At 69.6% G+C, this 18,971-nt stretch carries 15 protein-coding genes, 1 pseudogene and 1 riboswitch; of the genes and pseudogenes, 5 read left to right on the top strand and 11 right to left on the bottom strand.

The window, feature by feature from the left end; translation table 11 throughout:
- Nucleotides 1-5 precede the first annotated feature (5 nt).
- Nucleotides 6-1,139, top strand: coding sequence for an alpha-hydroxy-acid oxidizing protein (locus ACIA1L_RS17415; RefSeq protein ID WP_396073734.1), 1,134 nt, complete (start codon nt 6-8; stop codon nt 1,137-1,139).
- Here ACIA1L_RS17415 and ACIA1L_RS17410 read toward each other — a convergent pair.
- On the bottom strand, nt 1,130-1,984 hold the full coding sequence (locus ACIA1L_RS17410; protein ID WP_396073733.1) for a menaquinone biosynthetic enzyme MqnA/MqnD family protein: 855 nt from the start codon (nt 1,982-1,984) through the stop codon (nt 1,130-1,132). The two genes, ACIA1L_RS17415 and ACIA1L_RS17410, sit on opposite strands and share 10 nt — an antisense overlap.
- Nucleotides 1,985-2,247: 263 nt before the next feature.
- Between ACIA1L_RS17410 and ACIA1L_RS17405 the strand changes: the two genes are divergently transcribed.
- Both ACIA1L_RS17405 and ACIA1L_RS17400 read left to right on the top strand, forming a co-directional pair.
- Entirely contained in the window at nt 2,248-4,401 is a 2,154-nt protein-coding gene (locus ACIA1L_RS17405) for a HelD family protein (RefSeq protein WP_396073732.1), read from the top strand.
- Between the two features lie 131 nt (nt 4,402-4,532).
- Entirely contained in the window at nt 4,533-5,294 is a 762-nt protein-coding gene (locus tag ACIA1L_RS17400) for a VOC family protein (protein WP_396073731.1), read from the top strand.
- Here the strand turns inward: ACIA1L_RS17400 and ACIA1L_RS17395 are convergent.
- The 3 genes from ACIA1L_RS17395 to ACIA1L_RS17385 are packed head-to-tail and all read right to left on the bottom strand — an operon-like array spanning nt 5,284 to nt 8,030.
- Nucleotides 5,284-6,048 carry an ABC transporter ATP-binding protein gene (locus ACIA1L_RS17395; protein WP_396073730.1) on the bottom strand — a complete coding sequence of 255 codons (765 nt, stop codon included), beginning with the start codon at nt 6,046-6,048 and terminating at the stop codon, nt 5,284-5,286. The two genes, ACIA1L_RS17400 and ACIA1L_RS17395, sit on opposite strands and share 11 nt — an antisense overlap.
- The gene (locus tag ACIA1L_RS17390) at nt 6,045-7,106 is read right to left on the bottom strand and encodes a FecCD family ABC transporter permease (RefSeq protein ID WP_396073729.1); all 1,062 of its coding nucleotides are present in this window, start codon (nt 7,104-7,106) and stop codon (nt 6,045-6,047) included. The genes ACIA1L_RS17395 and ACIA1L_RS17390 overlap by 4 nt, the downstream gene beginning before the upstream one ends.
- Before the next feature lie 3 nt (nt 7,107-7,109).
- Nucleotides 7,110-8,030, bottom strand: coding sequence for an ABC transporter substrate-binding protein (locus ACIA1L_RS17385; RefSeq protein ID WP_396073728.1), 921 nt, complete (start codon nt 8,028-8,030; stop codon nt 7,110-7,112).
- Nucleotides 8,031-8,096: 66 nt separating this feature from the next.
- A riboswitch (cobalamin riboswitch) is annotated at nt 8,097-8,239 on the bottom strand.
- Nucleotides 8,240-8,530: 291 nt separating this feature from the next.
- On the opposite strand from ACIA1L_RS17385, the gene ACIA1L_RS17380 reads away from it, so the two are divergent.
- The gene (locus tag ACIA1L_RS17380; RefSeq protein ID WP_396073727.1) at nt 8,531-11,074 is read left to right on the top strand and encodes a YfhO family protein; all 2,544 of its coding nucleotides are present in this window, start codon (nt 8,531-8,533) and stop codon (nt 11,072-11,074) included.
- Here the strand turns inward: ACIA1L_RS17380 and ACIA1L_RS17375 are convergent, their stop codons facing one another.
- The 6 genes and pseudogenes from ACIA1L_RS17375 to mqnE all read right to left on the bottom strand — a co-directional run bounded on the left by ACIA1L_RS17375 (nt 11,075) and on the right by mqnE (nt 16,078).
- The gene (locus ACIA1L_RS17375) at nt 11,075-11,515 is read right to left on the bottom strand and encodes a GtrA family protein (RefSeq protein WP_396073726.1); all 441 of its coding nucleotides are present in this window, start codon (nt 11,513-11,515) and stop codon (nt 11,075-11,077) included.
- Nucleotides 11,515-12,549 (bottom strand): glycosyltransferase family 2 protein, encoded by a 1,035-nt coding sequence (locus ACIA1L_RS17370; protein ID WP_396073725.1) that lies wholly within the window; start codon nt 12,547-12,549, stop codon nt 11,515-11,517. The genes ACIA1L_RS17375 and ACIA1L_RS17370 overlap by 1 nt, the downstream gene beginning before the upstream one ends.
- 228 nt (nt 12,550-12,777) lie before the next feature.
- Nucleotides 12,778-14,067, bottom strand: a pseudogene (locus tag ACIA1L_RS17365) (M14 family metallopeptidase); the annotation flags it as partial.
- 101 nt (nt 14,068-14,168) lie between these two features.
- Nucleotides 14,169-14,462 (bottom strand): DUF4229 domain-containing protein, encoded by a 294-nt coding sequence (locus ACIA1L_RS17360; RefSeq protein WP_396073724.1) that lies wholly within the window; start codon nt 14,460-14,462, stop codon nt 14,169-14,171.
- Nucleotides 14,463-14,474: 12 nt separating this feature from the next.
- Nucleotides 14,475-14,903 carry a hypothetical protein gene (locus ACIA1L_RS17355; RefSeq protein WP_396073723.1) on the bottom strand — a complete coding sequence of 143 codons (429 nt, stop codon included), beginning with the start codon at nt 14,901-14,903 and terminating at the stop codon, nt 14,475-14,477.
- A gap of 5 nt (nt 14,904-14,908) precedes the next feature.
- The gene (mqnE, locus tag ACIA1L_RS17350; protein ID WP_396073722.1) at nt 14,909-16,078 is read right to left on the bottom strand and encodes an aminofutalosine synthase MqnE; all 1,170 of its coding nucleotides are present in this window, start codon (nt 16,076-16,078) and stop codon (nt 14,909-14,911) included.
- Nucleotides 16,079-16,422: 344 nt separating this feature from the next.
- Between mqnE and ACIA1L_RS17345 the strand changes: the two genes are divergently transcribed.
- A complete protein-coding gene (locus ACIA1L_RS17345) occupies nt 16,423-18,177 on the top strand; it encodes an NlpC/P60 family protein (RefSeq protein ID WP_396073721.1) in 1,755 nt (584 codons plus the stop codon).
- Nucleotides 18,178-18,416: 239 nt separating this feature from the next.
- Here ACIA1L_RS17345 and ACIA1L_RS17340 read toward each other — a convergent pair whose 3' ends face one another.
- Entirely contained in the window at nt 18,417-18,953 is a 537-nt protein-coding gene (locus tag ACIA1L_RS17340) for a hypothetical protein (protein ID WP_396073720.1), read from the bottom strand.
- Nucleotides 18,954-18,971 lie beyond the last annotated feature (18 nt).

The following is an 18,971-nucleotide window of genomic DNA, read 5'->3' as shown; positions in this document are numbered from 1 at the left end:
AGGCGATGGGACAGGTAGATGGCGAGCTCGACCGGCCACATGTGTCGATGACCCAGCAGGGAGCGGCATACCGGTCAGGCGCGCAAACGGACCGGACCGAGGTGCAACTGATCGGACCCGGGAAGGCGATGACGGCCGGGCAACCCGAGGTGTCGGTGGCCGAGCTGGAACGACGAGCGCGGTCGGTGCTGCCGCCGGACGTGTTCGACTACTACTACGGCGCGGCGGGTGCGGGGATCAGCCGGGATGAGGCGACGGCCGCCTGGCGGGGATGGCGGTTCGTCCCTCGTCTGTTCCGGGACGTGTCGAGCGTCAGTACCGAGATCACGCTGTTCGGCACGACGCTCGCCGCGCCGGTGCTGGTGGGGCCGACCGCGTTACACACGCTCGCGCATCCGGAGGGTGAGGTGGCGACTGCGCGGGGTGTGGCGGCGGCCGGGTCGCTGTTGGTGCAGTCATCGCGGGCGGGTCTGCCGATCGAGTCGGATCGTTGGTGGTTCCAGGCATATGTGTTGCGGGACCGGTCGTTGACCGAGGCGCAGGTGCGCGATGCTGCCGCACGCGGGGCTCGGGCGATCGTGCTCACCGCGGATGCCCCGTACGTGCACCGGAGTGCGGTTCCACAGGCTGGGGCAGCCGCGCCGGAGAATCGGCCGCTCGGGCAGCGGCAGGATCCTGCGCTCGGGGTGGCAGCGATCGGGTGGCTGGCGGAGATCTCGGGCCTTCCCGTACTCGTCAAAGGGGTGTTACGGCCGGAAGATGCGCTTGCTTGCGTGGCGGCGGGAGCGGCTGGGGTGATCGTGTCCAACCACGGCGGGCGGCAACAGGACCGGGTGGTCGCCTCGGCGCGGGCTCTTCCGGCGGTGGTCGCGGCGGTCGGTGGGCAGGTTCCGGTGCTGGTCGACGGCGGTATCCGGGACGGCTCGGATGTGTTCACCGCGCTCGCGTTGGGGGCCCGGGCCGTGCTGCTCGGACGGCCAGCGTTGTGGGCGCTCGCCGCGGGCGGGGCGGAGGGTGTGCGTGATCTGCTGGATGGGCTTCGTGGCGACTTGAGCAACACGATGGCCCAAACGGGGGTACGAGATGTAGCAGATGTGGACAGTTCACTGGTGACGCCGACTTGGCAGCGTCAGAGCTGAGCGAAGATCGGGCCGTCTGCCGTCAGGGGCGGGGCTTCGCCCCGTTCGGCGGCACGCCGGGCGAACTCCCGCACCCCGGCGATCTGCCGCTCCCCCAGCGAGAAGTCGAGGGCGCGGAAGTAGGTGGCGAGGGTCGCGGCGTCGAACGGCTCCCAGCGGGCAGCCGACTCGGCGACCGCGTCCAGCTCGTTGAGGCAGAGGTCGCGGGAGCGCAGGAACGCCTCGTGCACCTCCTTGACCATGCCCGGCTGCGCGGCGGCGAACTCCTTGCGGACCGCCCAGACCGCGAAAACCATCGGCAGGCCGGTCCATTCCTTCCACGCCTCGGCCAGGTCGGTGACCTCGAGCCCCAGCGCCGGCGCCTCGTAGAGGGCACGCAAGGCCGGGTCGCCGATGAGCACGGCGGCGTCGGCTTCCAAGAGCATCTGGTTGAGCTCCGGCGGGCAGCGGAAGTATTCGGGGTTGGCGCCGTAGCGCTCGGCGAGCAGCATCTGGGCCAGCAGCACGCCGGTGCGGGACGTCGAGCCCAACGCCACGGGGCGGCCGTCGAGCTCGGCGGGCGGTCGGGTGGAGACCAGGTGCACCGACAACACGGGGCCGTCGCTGCCGACCGCTAGATCGGGCAGCAGCAGCAGGTCGTCGGCATGCCGCAGGTATTCGACGAGGGAGATCGGGCCGATGTCCAGATCCCCGGCGACCAGCGCGGCGTTCAGCCGGTCCGGGGTGTCCTTGTACAGGTCGACGTCGAGCAGCGCACCGGACCGCATGAGCCCCCAGTAGATGGGCAAGCAGTTGAGGAACTGGATGTGTCCCACCCGGGGGCGCTGCACGGCGACGTCGCTCATACCACCGACGCTATCTCCGGCAGGCATCCCGTACGGCGTCTCGAGCGAGCCGGAGCGAGCTATCTCACGTTCGATGCGCAGTGCTCAGCCGACGGAGAGTCGCTAAATGGGTCGTGAGCAGGGTCGGCGGGGCGTACCCTGGTGGGCTCGCCCGCGGGGACCGCGCGCATTCCCTAACCGGGCACTGCCGACACCGCATCCTGCTGGAGCGCCGGGCGGCCCAGGTCAGCTCACGCACACACCGACGCCGGAAGGTCCTTCGGATGACGCTGCCTGCCCCTATCGACCTCGATGACGACCTGGCCGCGGAGCGGCGGCATCTCGCCGCCTCGCGGGACGCACTGCGCCGGATGCGCGGCCGGGCCGAATCGCTCTTCTCCTCGTCCTCCGACGTCGCCGGGGACGCGTTCGCCGCCGAGACGCTCGGCCGGGCGCTGTCCCGCCGGGTCGCCGAGCTGGCCGACGATCCGAACACCCCGCTGTTCTTCGGCAAGCTCGACGTCCAAGCCCATGGCGCCGACGCCGCCGGCAAACCGCAAGGCCAAGCGCTCAACGTCCACGCCGATAGCGCCGGCGCAGGCAGCAAACCGCAGGGCCGAGCCGGGGACACCGAGCATCGGATCGCGGGCGACCAGATCGCGTACCACATCGGGCGGCGGCATGTGACCGATGATGCCGGGGAGCCGATGGTGCTCGACTGGCGGGCGCCGCTGTCGCAGTCGTTCTATCGGGCCAGCGTGCGGGATCCGCAGGGAGTGTCCACGCGGCGCCGGTTCGGCTTCGTCAAGGGGGAGCTGACCAGCTTCGAGGACGAGCATCTGGACCGCGGCGAGGAGTTGGGCACGAGCAGCCGGATTCTGACCGCGGAAATCGAGCGGCCGCGCGTCGGGCCGATGCGGGACATCGTCGCCACCATCCAGCCGGAGCAGGACGAACTGGTCCGGGCCGAGCTGGAGGATTCGATCTGCGTCCAGGGCGCCCCGGGTACGGGAAAGACCGCGGTGGGCCTGCACCGGGCCGCCTACCTGCTCTACGTGCACCGCGAACGGCTGCGGCGCTCCGGAGTGCTGATCGTCGGCCCGAACGCCGCGTTCCTCTCCTACATCTCGGCGGTGCTACCGGCGCTGGGCGAGGTGGAGGTGCAGCAGTCCACGGTGGATGACCTGGTTGCGCGCGTACCCGTCAAGGGAAGTGACGGCGACGCGGCCGCCCTGCTGAAGCATGACGTGCGGCTTGCCGAGGTGCTGCGCCGGGCGCTGTGGGGGCGACTGGTCGAGCCGACCGAGCCGATCATGGTGTCGGACGGGTCCTACCGGTGGCGGATCGACGCCGAGCCGCTGCGCCGGATCGTTGACGAGGCTCGGCGCGAGGACCTGCCGTATGCCGTCGGTCGCGAGCGGGTGCTGGCGCGGGTGGTGGGGCTGTTGCAGCGGCAGTCGGAATATCGGACCGGGAACTCGCCGGGCGAGGGCTGGCTGCGCAAGATGGCGAAGGTGGCGCCGGTCCGGGAGTTCCTCGACGCGGCGTGGCCCGCAGTCACGCCGGAAGCCCTGGTCGTCGCACTGCTGACCGACGAGGCGCTGCTGTCCACCGCTGCCGAGGGCATCCTCACCGCCGAGGAGCAGGCCACCCTGCGGTGGGCGAAAGCGCCAAAAACGCCGAAATCAGCGCGGTTCAGCGCCGCGGACCTGATGCTGCTGGACGAGGCCGCGGGGCTGTTGGAGCGTGCGGCCAGCTTCGGGCACGTGGTGGTCGACGAGGCACAGGACCTCTCCCCCATGCAGGCCCGCGCGATCGCACGGCGCAGCGAGCACGGCTCGATCACGCTGCTCGGCGACCTTGCCCAGGGCACCGCGCCGTGGGCCGCCGCGCAATGGCAGGACACGCTGGCACACCTTGGTAAGCCGGATGCGGCCGTGGTGCCACTCACCGTTGGCTTCCGCGTACCCGCGGTGGTGGTCGCGCTGGCGAACCGGTTGCTTCCGGCGCTGGCTGTGGACGTACCCGAGGCGGTTTCCTTGCGGCGGGACGGCGACCTGGCGGTGGTCGCGCTGACCGACCCCGGCGAGGTTGATGCCGCGACGTTGGTCGAGGTGACCGCGGCGCTGGAGCATGAGGGCTCGGTCGCCGTGATCGCGGCGGACGCCGCGGTGGACCGGCTGCGCGGCCACCTCACCGCGGCCGGCCTCACGGCCGCGACGCCCGGCGACGTCGACTCCGAGGCGCGGGTCACCGTCGTGCCGGCCACGATCGTCAAGGGACTCGAGTACGACCACGTGATCGTCGTGGAACCCGCGGAGATCGTTGCCGCCGAGCCGCGCGGACTGCACCGCCTCTATGTGGTGTTGACCCGCGCCGTGTCCCGGCTGTCGGTCATTCACGCGGCGCCGCTGCCTGAACCGCTGCGCACCGAATAGACGAAGGTGGATCAATCCGACAGGCGGGTGGGTCGTCGGCGGTTCGGTTGAACTTCCGACTGACCGCCCGCCCGCGGCGTATCGCGGTGCAACGATGGGTCGGTCGTCTGCCGCGAATGCGAGGAGCAGTCATGATCCAGCCCAGTCCTGGGGTGCCGACCTGGATCGACCTGGCTACCGCTGATCTGCCGGACGCGACCCGCTTCTACACCGAACTGTTCGGCTGGGAGGCCGACGTTTCCGGCGACGAGTACGGCGGCTACACCACCTTCCGCCTGGACGGCCACGCCGCGGCGGGAGCGGGGCCGTTGTTCGGCAAGGGGCAGCCGACCGCGTGGAGCACGTACGTGGCGACGGACGACGCCGACGCCGTGGCGGACCGGGTGGAGGCCGCCGGCGGCAAGGTGTTGGTCGCGCCGTTCGACGTGATGTACCAGGGCCGGATGGCCGCGTTCCTCGACCCGGGCGGCGCGCCGTTCAGTGTGTGGCAGCCGGGGAGCATGCGCGGGGCCGAGGTGTTCGACGTGCCTGGCGCGTTGACCTGGAACGAGTTGGCAACCCGGGACGCGGAGCGGGCCGCGGCGTTCTACGGGGCGGTGTTCGGGTGGCTGGGTCGGGAGATCTCGGTGGGTGGCCGGCCGTACCTGGCTTGGGAGTTGGGCGGGGAGATCGTGGCGGGGATGCGGGTGCTGGACGGGTCCTGGCCGGCGGACCTGCCACCACACTGGATGGTCTATTTCTCGGTGATCGACTGCGCCGAGGCCGCCGGGTACGCCGGTTCGCTGGGTGGCCGCGTGCTCCGAGCGCCGGCGAGCCTGCCGATCGGCCGCTGCGCGCTGCTCGAGGACCCGCAGGGCGGCGCCTTCGCCCTCCTGCAGAGCGCTAGTTCCTGACCGGCACGACGAGGGGGCCATGCTCGCCGTCGATGACGCGTACCCGGGCCAGGTAGTGCTGGGCTAGCAACTCCGCGGTCAGCACTTCACGGGCGGTGCCTTTGGCGACGACCTTGCCGCCGGCCAACAGGACCATCCGGTCGGCGTATTCACCGGCCGAGGTCAGGTCGTGCATGGTAGCCAACACGGTCAGGCCACGTTCCGCGCGTAGCCGGTCGACCAGTTCGAGCACCTCCTGCTGGTGCCCGATGTCCAGCGCACTGGTCGGCTCGTCCAGCAGCAGGATGCGCGCCTCCTGGGCCAGGGCGCGCGCCAGGAAGACGCGTTGCCGTTCGCCGCCGGAGAGCGTGTCCAGCCGGCGGCCGGCGAACGGTTCCAGGTCGAGCGCGGCCAGCACCTCGTAGACCTGGGCCAGATCGGACGCCGACTCGCGGCCCAACGGCGGGATGTGCGGGCTGCGGCCCAACAGCACATAGTCGAAGACCAGCATGCCCGACGGCACGATCGGCGACTGGGCCACCGTGGCGAGGGCCCGCGCCCGTTCGCGGCGGGACAGCTGGTCCAGGGCGGTGCCGTCGAGCAGGATCGAGCCGTCATAACCGACGAGGCCGCCGACTGCCCGCAGCACTGTCGACTTGCCGGCGCCGTTCGGGCCGATGACGGTGACCCATTCGCCGTCAGCGACGTCGAGGTCCACACCGTCGACGATCAGCGCACCGCCGAGCCGGATCCGCAGGTCCCGCACCGCGATCATGTCTGGGTCCGGCGCAGGACGATGGCGAAGAACGGCGCTCCGAAGAACGCGGTCACCACACCGATGGGGATTTCGGCCGGGGCTGCCACGGTCCGCGCCACCAGATCGGTCAGCGCCAGAAACGCTCCGCCATAGAGCAGCGCCAGCGGCAGGATCGACCGGTAGCTCGGCCCGGCGAGCAGCCGCAGCGTGTGCGGCACGATGATGCCGACAAAACCGATCAGCCCGGAGACGGACACGGCCGCCGCTGTGCCCAGCGACGCGGCGATCACCAGCAGATAGCGGCTGCGCTGTGGATGCAGCCCCAGGCTGGTGGCTTCCTCGTCGCCGACCGTCAGGACGTCCAGCTCGCGGCGGTGGATGAGCACGATCACCCCCGTCACGACGGCGTACGGCAGCACGACCAGCACATCGTGCCAGCCGGCGGTGGCGAGCCGGCCGAGCAGCCACGCGTACACCTCGCGCAGCGACTCGGTGTGCCGCTGCATGAGGAACGTCTGACCGGCCGCCAGGAACGCGGAAACGGCCACCCCGGACAAAATCAAACTCGATGGGGTACGCGCGCGCCCGCCGGAAGCCCCCAGCAGCCAGGTCAGCGCCACCGCCGCCACCGCACCAATGAAGGCCGCCAGTGGCACACCCATCGGCAGGTTGGCGGTGACGTCACCGGTGCCGCCGCGGAAGGCGATGACCGCGGTGACCCCCAGCCCGGCGCCGGCCGCGACGCCGAGCAGGTGCGGGTCGGCCAACGGATTGCGGAAGACCCCCTGGTAGGCGGCACCGGCCAGCGCCAGCAGCGCGCCGACCAGGAGCCCGAGGACGACCCGCGGCAGGCGTAGCTCGGTGATGATCGCGACTTCGCGCTCGGTGAGACCACTGTCCAGGCGTACCCCGGGAATCAGGTTGAGCAGCTCGGCCGCGACTGCGGCAGGCGGCAGCACGACCGGCCCGATCGCGACCCCCACGACCAGGGCGACCGCCACGGCGACGATGCCCCCGACCAGCCAGCCGGCCCGCAGGCCGGCGGGCCGGACCGGCACGCGGGAGGTTGCCGGCATTGGTTACGGAGCCTTGGCGACCGCGTCCGCTACGGACTGCACGAGGTCCACGACGCGCGGCCCCCAGCGCGAGGCGATGTCGTCGTCCAGGGCCACGACCTGCTTGTTCTTCACCGCGGCGATCCCGGCCCAGCCCTTGCGCTTGGCCACGGTGTCCGGCGACTGCGCGCAGCACTTGCTGTCCGCCAGGAACACCATGTCCGGGTCGGCGGCGATCAACGCTTCCTGGGAGAGCTGCGGGTAGTCGGTCTTGGCGCCGTCGGCGACGTTCTTCAGGCCGAACATGGTGAAGACCGAGCCCACGAAAGTTTTCGACGTCACGGTGAAGAACGTCGGGTCCAACTCGTAGTAGTAGGTCAGCTCCGCGGTGCGCGCCGGCACGCTCTTGACGATCTTGTCGATCTGCGTCTTCATCTGCTCGACCAGCGCCGTCGCCTCGGCCGGGTGCCCGGTCAGCGTGCCCAGCTCAGTGATCTGCCGGTACGAGTCGTCCAGCGTCTTCGCCGCGGGCGTCACCAGCACCGGGATCTTCAGCTTGGTCAGCTGCTCCACGATCTTGTTCAGGTCGTCGGAGAGCACCACCAGATCCGGGTTCTTAGCCGCGATCGCTTCGGCGTTCGGCTTGAAGCCGGACAAGTCCGACTTCGGGGCGTCCGCCGGGTAGTTGGACTGGTCATCGACGGCCGCGACCTGCTTGCCCGCATCGATCGCGAACAGCATCTCGGTCGCGGTCGGCGCCAGCGAAACGATCTTCTCAGGCCGCTTGTCCAGCGTCACCCCACCCGCTGTCGCGGGGAAGGTGCCAGCCGCGGCACCCGCACTCGCCGTGGGCTTGGTGTCCGCACCCGTCTCGGTGCCGCTGCCACCGCAGCCGCCGAGCATCAGAGCGGTAGCCGCGATAGCAGCCGTCAAAAGCCGTCTCATCCAAACCTCCTGCCGGGCATCGCCGGCCGGGCTCGGCAGGCGAGGCGCTCTTCCAACGAGAGCGCGGAATCGCGACCGACGCGCAGGCGACCTGGCTTCGCCCGGGAAGAGGACTTCACAGTTGCGGGACAGCGCCGGAATCACACCGACTTCGCTGCTACGCGGTCAGGTTGACGCTATCCCACGCCCCCGCAGCCCGTTCAGCAGACGCCGCCTCCCGCCCGTTTCGGAGCACCCTGCCGCGATCTTCCGGCGCGCCCGAAATGGCGCGGCATGACCGCCCGGCAACCTCCGACGTGAGCCGGCAAACAGCGGCAGCTTTGGGCCGCGAGGCGGTGGCGGGTATGAAGTAGGGTCGCGGCGCACCTAGAAGCTGGACAGCACCACGCGGGGGAGTGGCTTTGTCGCGCACCGAATCCATGGACGTCGCACGCGCAGGCCGCGGCTGGTCTGTGCGAAAGTCCGAAGGATGCGCGGCCGCCTTCGGTGCGGTCCTGGCCATGGCCGCCTACTGCGTCGCGCTGTACGCCCGCAACACGTACCCGTTCGGTTCCGAGTCGCGGGCCGTGAACGATCTGGCCAACCAGTTCATCCCCTTCCACGCCGTTCTCTGGGATCTGGAGCACGGCGAGGCCAGCGGGGACCTGCTGTTCAGTTGGAGCAGCGGCTACGGCGTGCCGTTCCTCGGCGAGTTCTTCACCTACCTCGGCAACCCGTTCTCCTGGCTGGTCGGGATCTTCCCCCGGGACATGATCGACCTACCGGTCTTTCTGGTGACGCTGTTCAGCATCGGCCTCGGCACCGCGCTCATGACTGTCTTCCTCGGCCGCTTGCAGCCCGGTTCGCCGTGGGGCCGGGCGCTGCTCAGCGTCGGCTATGGACTGTCCGCCTGGGTGGTCAACGACGGCACCTACGACCCCATGTGGATGTGGGGCATTGTCGGCCTGCCGCTCATCCTCCTCGCGATGGACCGGTGCCTGAAGGGACGCAACTGGGTGGTGGGGAGCCTCCTAGTGGCACTCGCCTGGGCCGGCAACTTCTACACCGCGGCCATGGCAACGATCGCCGCCGTGGCGGTGCTGCTGGTGCGGCTGATCCTCGCCGACGACCCGCTGACGGACCGGCTCCGCATCCTGTTCCGCGCGGGACTCATGACCGTGACCGGGGTGCTGCTCACCGCGCCCGTGCTCACCGTCGGCATGCTGGCCAGCAAGGGTTCCCAGCCGCCGCCACCGGCGTCCTTCCGGGGCACACCCGATGCTCTCGCGGTGCTCGCTCAGCTCCTCCCAGGCGGCCGTGCCGACCAGAGCATGCCGAACTTCTTCATCGGCATCCTGGGCCTGCTCCTGGTCGCGGCCTTCCCGTTCCACCGCAAGGTCACGTGGCAGGAGCGAACGGCCTGGCTGGCTCTTCTGGTGCTGGTCACCGTGTCCCAGCTCTTCGAGCCCGGCGTCCTGCTATGGCACGGGTTCGCCCTGCCCAACGGCAGTCCCTTCCGAGCCGCTTTCGCCGTCTCCGGCCTGCTCGTCATGATCGCCTGGCTGTCCCTCGCCCGGCGGCCGGGCCCCGTCGCTGTACTCGCCGGCGGCGGCCTCACCGGGGCCATCCTGCTGCTCTGCCAGAACCAGGGCTCGGTCCGGGAAGGCACCTGGCTCACCGTGCTGGTGGGTGGCCCGGTGCTGATAATCGCGCTGCTCCTGCTGCACTGGCGGCGGGCGGACCGGCCACGGCTGACCGCCTGGTCCCGGGCCACAGCGGCAGTGCTCTGCACAGTCGGCGTCTTTCTCGGCACGGCCTATTCCGCGTACGTGCCGGATGCGATCCGCGCCGACATCCCGTTCTTCAACCCGTTGCCGAGCATGACCGAGGCGTCGACCCGCGCGGCGTTCGCCGACGTGCAGAAGTCACGCCAGTGGCCGCAGCAGCGGACCGAGACCGGGCCGCACCGGTTCGCCAACAACGATCCCGCGCTGCTTCGCGCTGAGGGCTCCCGCTACTACAGCAGTTACCTGCCCGCGGTGACCGCCGAGGCGCTCCAAGGACTCGGCATCAGCTGGACCATGAACGGACGGCACATCCACAGCCCGGAGGATCCAGTCACCCGCGCGCTCATGGGTGTGGGCGGCTATCTCGAACGCTCATCGGGACCGCAGGGCTACACCCTGATGCCCGGCGACCCCGCCGCGCCCCTGGTCACGGTGCGTCCCGCCGGCACGGCGAGCGACGCGGTCGGAGATTCCGTTTTCGCCCGACAACAGGCGCTGCTGGGCGCCTCCGTGTACGACATACCCGAATTGCGGCACACCGACGGGCCGGTCTCCGTGCGGACCCCGGGCGGCTGGCAGATCCCGGTCGTCAACAAGGGAGAGCGCCGTACGGTGCTGTCGGCCCGCTGCGCGCCCGGCAGCGAGGCGTTCTTCTACGCGAGATGGTTCGCCGGTTGGGTCAAGGGGCCGAAGGGCGATGCCAAATTCGACGGCACCCAGTCGATGAACAGCAATCCCCTGCAGTCGCTCGGCATCGTGCCCGCCTCGGGAGTGGTGCGACTCGAGATGAGTTCCTGGCGCACGGCCCAGGAGGTGCCGGCCGGCGTACTGGGTTGTCTCGATCGCGGCAAATTGACGGCTGCCGTGGCTCGGCTGCGCGCGACCGGTGCGACCCGGGTCGCGGCGGGCGGGCACACGATCAGCGCGGACCTGCCTGCCGGCAGCACCGGGACGGCCGTGTTGGCGGTCACCGCCGTCGAGGGCTGGAGCTGCTCGGTTGACGGCGGCAGTGCCGTCACGCCGACGTCCTTCCACGGATTCATGAGCGTGCCGCTGACCCGCGGAGCCTCCCGGCTGGACTGTTCCTACCAGCCGCCGGGCTTGCGCATGGGCCTGATCGTCAGTGGGGCGGCGCTCGCATTGCTGCTGGCGGCCCTGTTGCTGAACCGGTTCGGGCGGCGGTGGACAACCGCTGCTGCCGGCCCCGAGATGCCGGGGCAACGGCGGCCCGGGCACGACACCGCAGCGGACGAGCAGAGCGTCAGCGTCGGGGCCTGATCAGCGTACGGGGTCGGGACCCGGGACGAGACCGTCGGAGTGGTCCCGCTGGTGCGGCACCTCGGCGGCATCCCGGTGCGTCAGGATGCGCCGGGACAGCAGGAAGGTCACCGGGATCGCGGCCATGGCGGCGGCCAGCGGAGCGATCCGCTCGTTGACTCCGAACCACTCGACCAGCACGAAGACGCCGACCGACGTGACCACGAAGTTCGTCAGGTTGGTCAGCGGGAACAGCAGGAACTTCCGCCAGGTCGGCCGGGTGCGGTACGTGACGTAGGTGTTGAGGAAGAAGGAGCCCACCATGCTGATCAGGAACGCGATCACGAACGCCGGGTAGTAGGGCAGCCAGGAGTGCAGCGCGAGGTAGAGCGCGTAGAAGGTCCCGGTGTTGATCACACCGACCACGGCGAACTTGATCAGCTGAGCCAGCTGGACCGGCATCAGCGAGCCCGCCCCAGGGTGGCTACCCGGCTGTCGCTCTTCGGCCCTTGCGGGGCCGTCGCCCGCTGCGAGACGAACGCGAGGCTGCCCGCGCCCTGCCCCCGGAAGGCTTCGCGGGGCACGTTCGTCTCCTTGATCAGGAAGTGCGGGCGCCGCTTCGACTCGTAGTAAATGCGTCCGATGTACTCGCCGACCAACCCCAGCATGGCCATGTGCAGCCCGCCGAGACCCACGATAGCCACCAGCAAGGTCACATAGCCGGGCGTCTCGATCCCGCCGGCGACCGCGGCCACCGTGATCCAGGCGGCGTAGAGGCCGGCGAGCGCGGCCAGGACGAAGCCGATGTAGATGCCCAGTCGCAGCGGGCGGTTGTTGAACGAGATCAGGCCGTCGATGCCGTAGTTGAGGAGGGCGCCGAACCGCCACTTCGTCGCGCCGGCCTCCCGCGCGACGTTGCGGTAGTCGAAGGTCACCGTGTTGAAGCCGATCCAGGAGAACAGACCCTTGGAGAAGCGGTTGTACTCCGGCAGTGACAGCAGAGCGTCGACCGCAGGACGGGAGAGCAACCGGAAATCGCCGACACCGTCGGTCAGCTCGACATCGACCATCCTGTTGATGAGTCGGTAGTACATTCGGCTCAGCAGGCTGCGCACGAACCGGTCGCCTTCACGGGTCCGCCGCGCCACCACCTGGTCGTGGCCCTGGTGGTAGAGCTCGAGCATCCGCTGGATCAGCTGCGGCGGGTGCTGGAGGTCGGCGTCCATCAGCACGACGGCGTCGCCGGTGGCCTCCCGGAGGCCGGCCAGCATGCCCGCTTCCTTGCCGAAGTTGCGGCTGAACGACACGAAACGGGTGCCCTCGTGGCTCTCCGCCAGGGCCCGCAACCGGTCCAGCGTCGCGTCGGAGCTGCCGTCGTCGACATAACACAGCTCGTACTCCACGCCCAGGTCGTCCAGCGTCGCGCGGATGCGTTCATCGAAGAGCTCGATGACGTCTTGCTCGTTGAAGCACGGAACGACAATTGACAGGCGCATGGAGTCACTTTCGAAAGACTTACGGTCCCCGCGGAAGGCGGCCCTACCGTGCCGCTCCTGCCGTGGCACGATACACACGGCGATCCAGTCGCGAACGCCGTCGCCTCGCGGCGCTGCGCAGACTTGCCCACTGTCGACAGATCGTCACTGCGGGTCACCGCCCGCACCAAAGCGAAACCACCTGACGCGGCTGGCGGGCCGCGGCAGGTGGTTCGCCGGCACGGGTCAGCAGTAGGTGGACTCCTTGCCGATCACCTTGTAGGGGCAGTCCGCCACCTCGGCGAGCATCAGCACCGCCTCACGGTTGCGCGCCGTCTCCCGGTTGATGACGCTGCCGGGCGGATAGAAACCGCCGCTCAGCGAACTGCGCGGGTACAGCTCGAAGGTGTACGCGAAGATCCGGTGCGTACCCCACAGGTAGTCCAGCGAGTCGCCATCGGTGACGTAGAGGTCGCTGGACTGCTGCGGGGTGTAGCCGTTGGTAGCGGCCATCTGCCGGCCCAGCGTGGCAAATGTGTTGTTCTGATCGGCGTTCATGCCGGTCGTGGTGTTCGCCGTGGTGTGCCCGAACGGCCACAGGACCAGCTCCGAGTACGAGTGGAAGTCCAACGCGGCCTTGATCTGCTGGACGCCACCGACGATCCGACTGGTGACGAAGTCGCGGATCACGCGGGTCTCCGGGGCCGAGAACGCGGACGGCCCACGATAGGTGTCCGAGCCCGGGTTGCCCGAGGAACCGCCACAACAACCCCACTTGTAGGAGTAGTTGCGGTTGAGGTCGGTGCCGACGTACGAAGAACCGGTGTTGGGCTGGCGGTTCTTGCGCCACGAGCGGTAACTGCCGGTCGCGATGTCGTACTCCGCGCCGTCCGGGTTGACCGACGGGATGATCCAGAGTTCACGGCTGTCCACCACGTTGCGGATCCGGGCGTCGCTCGCATAGTTGTCCGCGTACAGGTGTGCAATGTAGAGCGCCATCTCCACGGTCAGGTGCTCGCGTGCGTGGTGGTTGGCGTCGTAGAGCACCTCGGGCTCGTTCTCGTCCGTGCCGACATTGTCGGAGATCTTCACAGCGACAATGTCCCGGTTCTGGTACGTCTTGCCGAGCACCCGCTTGCTGGCGATGCTCGGATACCGAGCGACCAGCGCGTCGACGTCGGCGACCATCTCGGCGTAATTGTGGTAGGCCTGGTCCCGGGACGGAAAGTCCTGGATGGACACGCCGGGGGCCAGGTCCGGCGCCTCGATCTTGTTGACCGTGAAGCCGAGCGCCCGCAACGTCTTGACCTCACCGAGCGTCGCGGTGACCTCGACAACCGCGTGGTCCACAGCGTCGATGGCGACACCGGTGCTGGCGATCGTGTTGCGCTGCGCCAGGGTACGCACGTCGTGGATCTCGTACTGGGCCGAGCTGTCGGCGCGAAGCACCGCGGTCGCGGGCTGGGCGGTGGCGGAAGCGGCGATCAGGGCCAGGCCGGCGGTTGCTGCCGCGACCAGGCCGGTGACACGTCGTCTCATTGAACGACCTCCGGGGGTGTCAGAGGGTTCGGACCCTCACTGCACCACCCCGGCATCGACGAGCGACAATGCCAAGTTGCCCCTACCGCGATGTGATGACGTCAGCCCTTCTCTGTCGCCGGGGTGGCCCGGTCTCCCGCGGCAGCCGCCTCCTCGTCACCAGCCAGTGCGGCGCGCAGCCGGACCTTCTCCGCGGAGCGCCGCTGCGCGACGCCCCCCAGCTGCTCGGCCATCTCGGTGCGCCACTTCGCGAGCAGGAAGTAGGAGAACGCGGCCGAGGCGACCAGCGCGATCATGGCCCGGACCAGGATGTGCAGCGGCACCGGCAGCAGCATCACGAAGACCACGACGAACAGGCCGAAGCGGCCGAGCGTGTATTTGAGAGCGGGACTCATCACGAACTCCTGTCAGCCGGCCCGGTGGCTCAACCACCGCAAACCGTAGAACCAGACCAGGCAGTAGACCACGGTGAGGCCGAGCGCCCCGACCGCCCCGCTGACCAGCGCCGGGAAGATCGGCGCGACCAGATTCGCGAGGGTCATGCCCACCGCGACGCCGAAGCCCGCACCCAAAGCCGCAACCACGATTCTGTACGCGCCATAGCCGGCCGCCCGGAACTCCTCGGTGAACAGCCACACGGGCAGCACCACAGCGATCCACCCGCTCGCGCCACCGAACTCGGAAACCCGGAGCAGCGACATCACGCCCTCGAAAATCAGCAGCACGACGAGGCCGGCGACCAAGCCGGCCAGCGCCACTCCCAGCAGGTCCTGCGCGGTCGTCAACCGGCCGTCCGCGTCCCGGCGCGGGCGGCGCACACTGCGAGTTTCCGTCATGACTCTCAGGCCCACACCTGCTGCGGCTCACTGCGGCGCTCGGCCAGCGGAGTCGGCTTGTCGTACTCCCGGACCACCTCGTAGCGGGTGTTGCGCTCGACCGGCTGGAAGCCCGCGTCCCAGATGAGGTGCAGCAGGTCGTCGCGGTGCATGGTGTTCGGCGTGCCGTACGAGTCGGCGTCGTGGGTGATCTTGTATTCGACCACCGAGCCGTCCAGGTCGTCGACGCCGAAGTTCAGCGAGAGCTGCGCCACAGACAGGCCATGCATGACCCAGAAGCACTTCACGTGCGGCACGTTGTCGAACATCAGCCGGGACACCGCGAAGGTCTTCAGCGACTCGGCCGGCGCCGCCATCGTGGTCTGCGCCTGGATCCGGTTGCGGATCTTGCCGTCCGCCGAGTCCACGAAGTCGTGCTGGTAGCGCAGCGGGATGAACACGGCGAACCCGCCCGTCTCGTCCTGCAGCTCGCGCAGGCGCATGACGTGGTCGACCCGGTGCCGCGGCTCCTCGATGTGGCCGTACAGCATGGTCGCCGGGGTCTTCATGCCCTTCTGGTGGGCCAGGCGGTGGATCCGCGACCAGTCCTCCCAGTGACAGGCGTGGTCGACGATGTGCTGCCGGACCTCCCAGTCGAAGATCTCGGCGCCGCCACCGGTCAGCGACTCGAGCCCGGCGTCCATCAGCTCGTCGAGGATCTCGCTGGCCTCCAGGCCGCTGATCTTCTCGAACCACTGCACCTCGGTGGCGGTGAAGCACTTGAGCTTGACGTTGGGCAGCGCCGCCTTCAGCTCGCGCAACACCTTGGGGTAATAGCGCCAGGGCAGCGTCGGGTGCAGCCCGTTGACGATGTGCAGCTCGGTGAGCTGCTCATCCTCCATCTCCTTGGCCTTCCGCACGGCCTCGTCGATGCGCATCGTGTACGCATCCTTCTCACCCGGTTTACGCTGGAAAGAGCAGTACGCGCAGCTTGCCGAGCAGACATTCGTCAAGTTCAGGTGCCGGTTGACGTTGAACATCACCCGGTCACCGTTCAGATCGGTGCGCTTGTGGTGCGCCAGCCGGCCCAGCCACGCCAGGTCGTCGGTCTCGTAGAGGGCGATGCCGTCCTCGCGCGTCAGCCGCTCGCCGGCGTAGACCTTGGCCTCCAGCTCACGCTTCAGTCCGACATCCATCTGGGTTCCCCTCACGTTCGCGGTGGGTCGAGCGTACGTCCTGCCCCCGACAGAACGCCGCGCGTGTCCGCTACGGGGCGGCGCAGCTCACGCGAAACCCCTACGCTTTCCCAAGGTCCGTACATCCATTCTCAGAATCCTCACATCCGCGAACCGATCGACAGCGGTACAGGTCTTGCGGTAAGACCTTTAAGGGGAAAACAGCAGCCCGCCTTCGGCGGCTGTGGGTAAGGACGGCAGTCGCCGGACGAGGACCGTTCACGAACGGGGAGCGCATGGCGAAGTTGAGGCAGGCCGCACGGCGAGTCGCAGGTCAGGCACGCCCCTGGTGGCGTCCGCTCGCGATGTCAGCCGCGACCGCCACCGCCATCGCCGCCCTGTTCACCCCGATCCCGGCCGCCGCCGTGCCGGTGACACCTCCGGGCGGGACAGCCGCCGTGCCCGACACCGGCTCCCGCCCGATCGCCACCGGCACGATCACCCTGCCCGGCCAGCGCCCAGGCACCAGCACACCGGCCCCGGCAACCACCCTTCCGGTCGCCGCCGGCGTGCCCAGCAGCCCGATCCTCAGGAAAATCGAAGCCGGCCGCGCCGCGATCGCCACCAAGGGCGAAGAGCTCGCCAAACTCGACGAAGACCTCGCGCTCACCCGCACCCAGCTCGCCACCGCCGAACAAAAGATCCTGCAAGCCAAGACCGCGGTCACGGCAGCCGAGCAAGAGGTCGCTTCGGCGGCAATTTCTTCCGTACGCGACGCCGCCGCACTGCCGCCCGGCACCCTCGGATCCGGCCTGCAAGACCTCGACTCCCTCGCCCGCCTCCAGCGTGGGCAATCCGCCACCGAGCAGGCCGCCAGCCGGCAGCTCAGCATCGTCCAGGCAGCGCACACGACAGCCATCACCGAGCAGGCAAACCTCCGGGCCAAGCTCGACACGGTCACCGCCGACCACGCCGCGCGAAAGACCGCCCTCGGCAAGATGACCACCGCCCAGCAGAAGCTCGAGCAGAAACACGCCGTCGAGCTCAACGCCGCCGAATCCGTCCAGGCCGCCATCGACGCCAAGGCCGGCACGGACTACCTGGCCGGCGAAAACGCCGGACGCGGCGCCGACCCCCGGGCCATCGCCGCACTCCAGATCGCCCTGGCCCAGCGCGGCGACCCGTACGTGTGGTCCGAGGAAGGCCCGGACCAGTTCGACTGCTCGGGACTCATGTACTACGCGTACCGCTCCGACGCCGCCGGCAACTTCCCGCTCAACCGGGTAGCCAACGACCAGTACTTCCAGACCCGCGGCAAGACGGTCGACCGCTACTCCCTGCTCCCCGGCGACCTGCTCTTCTTCAACACCACCTCCAGCTGGACCACCATCCACCACGTCGCCATGTACGCCGGCAAGGGCATGATGATCGAAGCCCCCCGCGCCGGCATGGACGTCATGCTCACCCCGATGCGCTGGACCCAGCTCTTCGCGGCAACCCGCGTCTACGGCTCCGTCGAAGGCAAGGTCGAAGGCCCCAACCTCGGCAAACCAGACCCGGAACAGCCGAGCACCCACACCCCCACCAAGCCGACCGACCCCACCAAGCCGACCGACCCGACCCAGCCCGGCACTCCGGGCCAGCCTTCGACGCCGGGTCAGCCGTCCACGCCGGGTCAGCCGTCCACTCCTGGTCAGCCTTCTACTCCGGGTCAGCCGTCTACTCCCGGCCAGCCGTCCATTCCTGGTCAGCCGTCCACTCCTGGTCAGCCGTCTACACCGGGTCAGCCGTCCACTCCTGGTCAGCCGACCACCGGGGAGCCATCCCCGACTGGCGAGCCCGACAACACGGGTGAGCCGCCTACCTCCGGCGAGCCACCCGCGGGCGGCAGCAACCCGCCTTCGGGCTCCACCGACGCATCTGCACCGGCGTCGGGCTCGGCTGACGCGTCGCCGACTGGCACGGCGGCGGCCTCGGCATCGGCGTCCTCGGCATCGGCGTCCTCGTCTGCGTCGGCCGCGGCGGCGAAATCTAGTGCCTCGGCGGCCGGAGCACGCACCGCGGAGCCGTCCGCTTCCGCCGTCCAGGCCGCCGAAGCGAAACAATCCGGTAACGGCTGAGCTCAGACCCGATCTTTACCTCGCAACCGGTGGACGCCGGGTGTGCTCACGAGCGCTGATGTGGCACGGTAGGGGCGAACGCCCGGCATCCGGCTTGCCCGGCGTCCGTTAGTGACGTCGCCACACCGGGTGGTCGGCGATCGGGAGGGTCCCATGGACGAACAGCAGGCGGCACCGGCCAGCGAGGGCACCCGCCCACCCGCTGCACGGACCCCCGCCGATGGTTCCGAACCCCAGGGCTACCAGCTCCCACCACCGCCTCCCGAAGGCGCCCTCTGGACACCCGCCGGCACCGGTTCCCGCTCAGCGACCGCTTCGGCACCGGTTTCAGGGTCGGCGGCTGTTCCTTCGGCCACCGCAGCGCCCGGGTCGACCCCTTCACCGACTCCGGTATCCGGGTCGGCTCCTGCAGCTCCGACGTCCGGGGCGACTCCTTCCGCAGCCCCGACGTCCGGGGCGACTCCTTCGGCGGCTCCGGTATCGGGGTCGGCTTCTGCAGCCCCGACGTCCGGGGCAACTCCTTCCGCAGCCCCGACGTCCGGGGCGACTCCTTCGGCGGCTCCGGTATCGGGGTCGGCGGCTGTGCCTGGCGCCGCGGCGCCGGCGAAGGCTGTCTTTGCCAGCGGGGCTGCCGCGGTGCCGGGGGGTGCGACCGCCAAGCGGGATTCCGGATCCGCATCCGCGCCGGTCAGCGGCGGTGCCGGCCGAGCGTCCGTGCCGGTGGACCGCTCGGCCTTCTTCCCCCGCAGCACGGCCAAGCCCGCTGGCTCGGCCACGCCGGTCAGTGCCGCCGG

It is taken from the genome of Actinoplanes sp. NPDC051859, from assembly GCF_044452725.1.
GTDB lineage: Bacteria > Actinomycetota > Actinomycetes > Mycobacteriales > Micromonosporaceae > Actinoplanes.
This window is presented reverse-complemented; position numbering and strand designations above follow the sequence as displayed.

Bases quoted from the DNA above. Each gene is read 5' to 3' on its own strand.
- ACIA1L_RS17415 (WP_396073734.1), top strand. From the start codon at position 6: ATGGGACAGGTAGATGGCGAGCTCGACCGGCCACATGTGTCGATGACC.
- ACIA1L_RS17410 (WP_396073733.1), bottom strand. From the start codon at position 1,984: ATGAGCGACGTCGCCGTGCAGCGCCCCCGGGTGGGACACATCCAGTTC.
- ACIA1L_RS17405 (WP_396073732.1), top strand. From the start codon at position 2,248: ATGACGCTGCCTGCCCCTATCGACCTCGATGACGACCTGGCCGCGGAG.
- ACIA1L_RS17400 (WP_396073731.1), top strand. From the start codon at position 4,533: ATGATCCAGCCCAGTCCTGGGGTGCCGACCTGGATCGACCTGGCTACC.
- ACIA1L_RS17395 (WP_396073730.1), bottom strand. From the start codon at position 6,048: ATGATCGCGGTGCGGGACCTGCGGATCCGGCTCGGCGGTGCGCTGATC.
- ACIA1L_RS17390 (WP_396073729.1), bottom strand. From the start codon at position 7,106: ATGCCGGCAACCTCCCGCGTGCCGGTCCGGCCCGCCGGCCTGCGGGCC.
- ACIA1L_RS17385 (WP_396073728.1), bottom strand. From the start codon at position 8,030: ATGAGACGGCTTTTGACGGCTGCTATCGCGGCTACCGCTCTGATGCTC.
- ACIA1L_RS17380 (WP_396073727.1), top strand. From the start codon at position 8,531: ATGGCCGCCTACTGCGTCGCGCTGTACGCCCGCAACACGTACCCGTTC.
- ACIA1L_RS17375 (WP_396073726.1), bottom strand. From the start codon at position 11,515: ATGCCGGTCCAGCTGGCTCAGCTGATCAAGTTCGCCGTGGTCGGTGTG.
- ACIA1L_RS17370 (WP_396073725.1), bottom strand. From the start codon at position 12,549: ATGCGCCTGTCAATTGTCGTTCCGTGCTTCAACGAGCAAGACGTCATC.
- ACIA1L_RS17360 (WP_396073724.1), bottom strand. From the start codon at position 14,462: ATGAGTCCCGCTCTCAAATACACGCTCGGCCGCTTCGGCCTGTTCGTC.
- ACIA1L_RS17355 (WP_396073723.1), bottom strand. From the start codon at position 14,903: ATGACGGAAACTCGCAGTGTGCGCCGCCCGCGCCGGGACGCGGACGGC.
- mqnE (WP_396073722.1), bottom strand. From the start codon at position 16,078: ATGGATGTCGGACTGAAGCGTGAGCTGGAGGCCAAGGTCTACGCCGGC.
- ACIA1L_RS17345 (WP_396073721.1), top strand. From the start codon at position 16,423: ATGTCAGCCGCGACCGCCACCGCCATCGCCGCCCTGTTCACCCCGATC.